This window comes from Streptomyces sp. FH025, assembly GCF_017427025.1.
Taxonomy (GTDB): domain Bacteria; phylum Actinomycetota; class Actinomycetes; order Streptomycetales; family Streptomycetaceae; genus Kitasatospora.
In genome coordinates, this window is record NZ_JAFLNG010000577.1 from 1 (window position 1) to 5077 (window position 5077).

At 74.5% G+C, this 5077-nt stretch carries 4 protein-coding genes; 2 read left to right on the plus strand and 2 right to left on the minus strand.

Going from position 1 to position 5077, the window contains the following annotated elements; all coding sequences use genetic code 11:
* A partial coding sequence (locus J0670_RS29720) for a class I adenylate-forming enzyme family protein (RefSeq protein WP_207814794.1) occupies positions 1 to 917 on the plus strand: 917 nt, incomplete at its 5' end.
* Positions 918 to 1066: 149 nt separating this feature from the next.
* Positions 1067 to 1264: a hypothetical protein gene (locus J0670_RS29725; RefSeq protein ID WP_207814795.1), complete on the plus strand. Its 198-nt coding sequence runs from the start codon at positions 1067 to 1069 to the stop codon at positions 1262 to 1264.
* A gap of 7 nt (positions 1265 to 1271) precedes the next feature.
* Here J0670_RS29725 and J0670_RS29730 read toward each other — a convergent pair whose 3' ends face one another.
* Together J0670_RS29730 and J0670_RS29735 are read right to left on the minus strand one after the other, a co-directional pair.
* Positions 1272 to 2258 (minus strand): ABC transporter ATP-binding protein, encoded by a 987-nt coding sequence (locus J0670_RS29730; RefSeq protein ID WP_207814796.1) that lies wholly within the window; start codon positions 2256 to 2258, stop codon positions 1272 to 1274.
* Positions 2259 to 2355: 97 nt separating this feature from the next.
* Positions 2356 to 5077, minus strand: a 2722-nt coding sequence (locus J0670_RS29735) for a hypothetical protein (RefSeq protein WP_207814797.1), incomplete at its 5' end; no start/stop codon positions are given.

A 5077-nucleotide genomic window follows, 5' to 3' on the forward strand; every position in this document is an offset into this window, starting at 1 on the left:
GCGGCACCACGGCGGACTTCGCCCTGGCGGCGGGCGGCACGGTGGTGATGCAGGAGGGCTTCGACGCCGGGGAGGTGCTGGCGGCGATCGAGCGGCACCGGGTGTCCCGGGCCTACCTGCCGCCGCACCTGCTCCACCGCCTGCTGGACCACCCGCTGCTGCCCGCGACCGACACCGGCAGCCTGCGCCGGGTCGGCTACACCGGCTGCCCGCCCTCGCCGCGCCGGCTGGCCGAGGCGACCCGGCGGCTGGGCCGGGTGCTGCACCAGACCTACAGCCTGACGGAGTGCGGCCCGGTCTCGCGGCTCAGCCCGGACGAGCACCTGGCCCCGCCGCTGCTGACCACCGCCGGCCGCCCGTTCCCGGACACCGAGGTGCGCATCCTGGACGAGGAGGGCGCACCGCTGCCGCCGGGCCGCACCGGGGAGATCTGCGTGCGCACCCCGACCGCGATGGCCGGCTACTGGCGCGACCCGGAGCTGACGGCACGGGTGCTGCGCGACGGCTGGCTGTACACCGGGGACCTGGGCAGCCTGGACGCGGCCGGCTATCTGACGGTGGCCGGGCGGCGGGACCCGATGGCCATCATCGAGGGGCACAATGTGTTCCCTCGCGAGGTCGAGGAGCCGCTCCGCACCCACCCGGACGTCCGCGAGGCGGTGATGTTCGCGACCGCCGACGGGGACGGCCTCCAGCGCGTCAACGCCGCGGTGACCGTCACCCCCCGCGCGCGGGTGACGGCGGAACAGCTGCGCCGCTGGGTCCGGGAGCACGGGGACCGCCGGTGCACGCCGGACGACGTCCTGCTCCTCCCGGCCATCCCCCTGAACGGCCTGGGGAAACCCGACCTCACCGCCCTCCGCGCGCTCGCGAACGACCGGGCCGTCACCGCCACAGGGGCGCGCGAAGGGGTGTGACGCGCCCCGCCCGTGCTTCAGGCGCCCGTGCGAACGACCTCTCGCGCGGCGGCCGACGGGAACAACCGACGGTGGGCACTCGACCGTGCGGGCCGAGCTGCCGATACACCCGACGGCGCTCCCTCGCACCGTCCCCAGGAGGCACTACCTTGACCTGGCTACGCGTCCTGACCGCACTGGGCATCCTCGCCGTCGCGGCCAGCGCCCTTCTCGTCTTCGCCCTCTGCACCGCCACCTCCCGCAGCGAACGCTCCGACGAGCAGGCGCCGCCCGACCTCCGGAAGGACGGCCTCCGGAAGGACGCCGAGCGCAGCGGCCTGTTCCAGCGGATGGGCGGCGACGGCTGACACCGCGTCAGTGCCCGGCGAGGTCGTCCGGGCGGACCTCGATGTGGTCGGCCGCGAGGTCCACCGCCACCCGGTGCTCCATACCGAGCGCCTCCAGGAACTTGACCGGCAGCTGCACCCGCCCGGTGCGGTCCAGCATCACGTACTCGCGCTCGTTGACCGACTCCTCGCCGTGCTCGTCCGTGACGGTGCGGCGCAGCACCTCGCTGCTGGTCCGTCCGTCCCGGATGGCGACCGTGCGGCGGACCTCGCCCGCGACCATCGGGTCGTGGGTGACGATGACCACGGTGGCGCCCAGCTCCCGGTTGACGGTGCGGAAGGACTCGAAGATCACGCCCGCGGTCTCGGAGTCCAGCTCACCGGTCGGCTCGTCGGCGAGCAGCACCGGCGGGTTGTTGGCCATCGCCACCGCGATCGCCACCCGCTGCTGCTGGCCGCCGGACAGCTCGTTCGGACGCCGGTGGGCGAGGTCGCCGATCTCCAGCGCCTCCATCAACTCGGCGACCCGGGCGGCCTGTTGCTTCGAGCCGTTCCCGGACCGGCGCCCGCGCAGCTGCATGGGCAGCGCGATGTTCTGGGCGGCGGTCAGGAAGGGCAGCAGGTTGCGGGCCGTCTGCTGCCAGATGAAGCCGACCACCTCGCGCCGGTAGCGCAGCCGTTCCTTGGCGGGCATCTCCAGCAGGTCGCAGCCCGCGACGGTGGCGGTGCCGGCGGTCGGCACGTCGAGCCCGGCGAGGATGGTGAGAAGGGTGGACTTGCCGCTGCCGGAGGCGCCGACCAGGGCGACCAGGTCACCCTGCTGGATGGTCAGCTCCAGGCCCTGCAAGGCCTGGACCTCGACCCCTTCGGCGCTGAAGATCCGGACGAGCCGGTCGCAGACGATCGCCGCGCCCTCGCCGAAGTTCTTGGGCGAGGCCGCTGCCAGGGCCCGCTGCCGGAGCTCCTGCAGGCTGGGGGCCTCGGCGGCCGGCCGCTCCTGGGGGGTGCTCTTCACCGGTGGTCTCCCGTCTCGACTGTCTGCTTCTTCCCGCCGGTCCCCACTGTTCCGGCGCTGTGCTCCGCTGTCACGGCCCGTTCCTCCGGCCCCGGTGTCATGACTGCTCCCCCGCCCGCAGTTCGGTGGCGAGGTGGCGCCGTCCGGCGACCAGGGTCTCCACGACGACGGCGAGGACGACCAGCAGGGCCAGGCCGCCGGTCGGCAGCAGCACCGGCATCAGCGCGGGGGTCAGGGCGTCGCGGACCTGGGCGCCGACCAGGGTCGACAGGTTGAAGGCGGGTCCGAGCAGGGCGACCGCCACGACCGCGACCAGGCCGCCGCCCACGGCGGCCGTCAGGGCCTGGGGCAGTGCCTCGGCGATGATCAGGGCCAGGCCCTGCCGCGGCCGCAGGCCCATGGTGCGCAGCCTGGCCAGCACGGCGGCGCGGTCGGGCGCGGCCCGGAACAGCGTCAGCAGGACGGCGAGCAGGGCGAATCCGGCCGCGGCGGCGGCCGCGTACCAGAAGAAGGACCCGGCGGCCTGCTGGAGCGGGTCGTCGCCGAGCTGGTCGGCCCGCTCGCGGCTGCTGTGGACGGTGTAGCCGGGCGGCAGGCCGTGGCTGGACTTGCCGGCGGCCGCGGCCGCGTCCGAGACCAGCTTGGCGATGCCCGTCGGCTGGGTCAGGCCGCGCTCCAGGAGCGTCGTCCGGAGCTGGTCGGGGTCGACGTCGCCGACGGCGATCCACTTGTTCGTCCGCTTCAGCTCCGGTATCCGCTCGGCGGCGGGGCCGGCGGGCACCACGACGAACGGCGTGCCGGGGTCCGGCAGCGCCGGGGTGGCGGTGATGATCCCGGCGACCGTCGTGGCCAGCTCGTTCCCGCTGGGGGTACGGACCTTGGCCGGCCCGGCGGCCAAGCGCTTGGCCAGGTCGCGGCTGAACAGGGCGGGCACCGGGGTGTCGCGACCGCCCGGGCTCCCGGCGAGCTTCGCCGGGTCGAACTCGCCGACCCCGAGACTGCGGGCGATCGCGGCGTACGCGTTCGGCTCGGCCACCACCAGGGCGGCCCTGGTGTAGTCCTGGTCGCCACCGATGAACGTGGCCTTGGGCTCCATCAGGAGCCCGGTCGCGGACCGGACACCGGGCAGTTCGGCGGCGGCCTTGGTGAACGACTCCGACAGGGTGGCGTAGTCCGGGATCACCACGGAGACGTCACCGCCGGTCGAGATCCGCGCGGCCCGTGTACGGACACCGTCGACGGTATCGAGCACGGTCGAACCGAAACCGGTGCTGGTGACGGCGATCAGCAGCGCCAGCAACGGCAGCACCGAGGGCCGACGGCGGCCCGAGGTGTCCCGGGCCGCCCGGGCCAGCCCCAGGAAACCGACCAGGCCCCGACCGCGGCCGGCCGCCGCGGCCAGCCAGCCGACCACCACCGGCTCGACCCGTGCCAGCACCAACCCACCGCTGACGGCCAGCAGCAGCGGCGCGGCCACCAGCAGAGGGTCCATCCCGTCGCCGCCGGGCCGGCCCACGCCGTGCCGACGGACCTCCACCACCGCCGCGACCGTGACGGCCAGCACCACGGCCTCACCGACCACCCGCCGCCAGCCCCCGGGCGCCCGCTCGCGCGACCACAGCAGCGCGGCGCGGACCGGAAAGGCCAGCAGTGCCAGCAACGTGGCGGCCAGGGCCGCCAGCACCGCGTAACCCCACCGCGGCGTCGGCAGCAGCACCAACGCGAGCACCAGCCCGAGCACCGCGGCGGGCAGCACCGTCGCCACGCCCTCACCGAGCAGCCACAGCAGCACCCCGCCGCGCGAACCGCCACGCGCCCGCAACAACCGGATCTCGGCACTGCGCCGGTCCGTGCTGAGCGCGGCGGCCAGGCACAGCACCACCACCGCCACACCCGCGACACCGGCCGGCCCGATCGCGCTCAGCGGCATGGCCGCCCGGTAGCGGGCCTCCGCCCGGTTGAGGAGGTCGGTCAGGTCCGAGCTGGTGCGCAGGTCCCGGCGTCCGGTCTCGGCTACCAGGGCCGTGGCACCGGGCCCGGTCTGGAACGAGGCGATGGAAGCGCGGGTCTCGCCGAGCTGGTCGGCCCGCAGGGAGGCGGAATCGACGGGCAACCGCCAGAAGTTCTCACCGCCGGAGCCCCAGAGGGCCAGCGCTGACACGTTGGCACCGTCGACGAACGCGGTGGTCTGCCACCAGGCGGCGCCCTTGGTGTCGATGTGCAGGCAGGCACGGTCCGGGCAGCCCAGGTCGGCCCAGAACGGATCCTGCGGATCGTTGGCCCGGTAGAGGCCGACCACCAGGCTGCGCCGGGTCGAGCGTGCCCCTCCGCCGTCGTTGTCGACGGTGTCGCCGAGCTTGACGCCGATGGTCTCGGCGGCCTGGCGGCTCATGACGACCGGCAGCGGTTCGCCGAGGCCGGCGGGGGTGCTACCGGGCCACGTGCCGTCGGTCAGGGTCACCCGGTCGGCGAGACCGTGCAGGTACATCACGCTCATGCTCGGGGGAGCCTCGGAGAGCCGGGCGTAGCCCGGATTGTCCATCGGGCCGTCGGCCAGCGCCTTCGTACCGTAGGCCTCGCCGGGCTCCGAGAGCGTCAGCTTCTTGCCGATGCGCCCGGTGAGCTTCTGCTGGACGGCGTCGAGTGCGGCGGCGGTGTCGGACAGCTGGGTCTTGCTGGCGCTCTGCAGGCTGGCCTGGTTGAGGTTCTGGTGGCTCATGTAGTCCCGCAGCGCGGCGTTGGCACCCCGGTCCGAGACGCGGGGCAGCGCCGCCGCCAGGAAGACGGTCACGAACGCCAGGGCCGCCATGAGCAGGGCG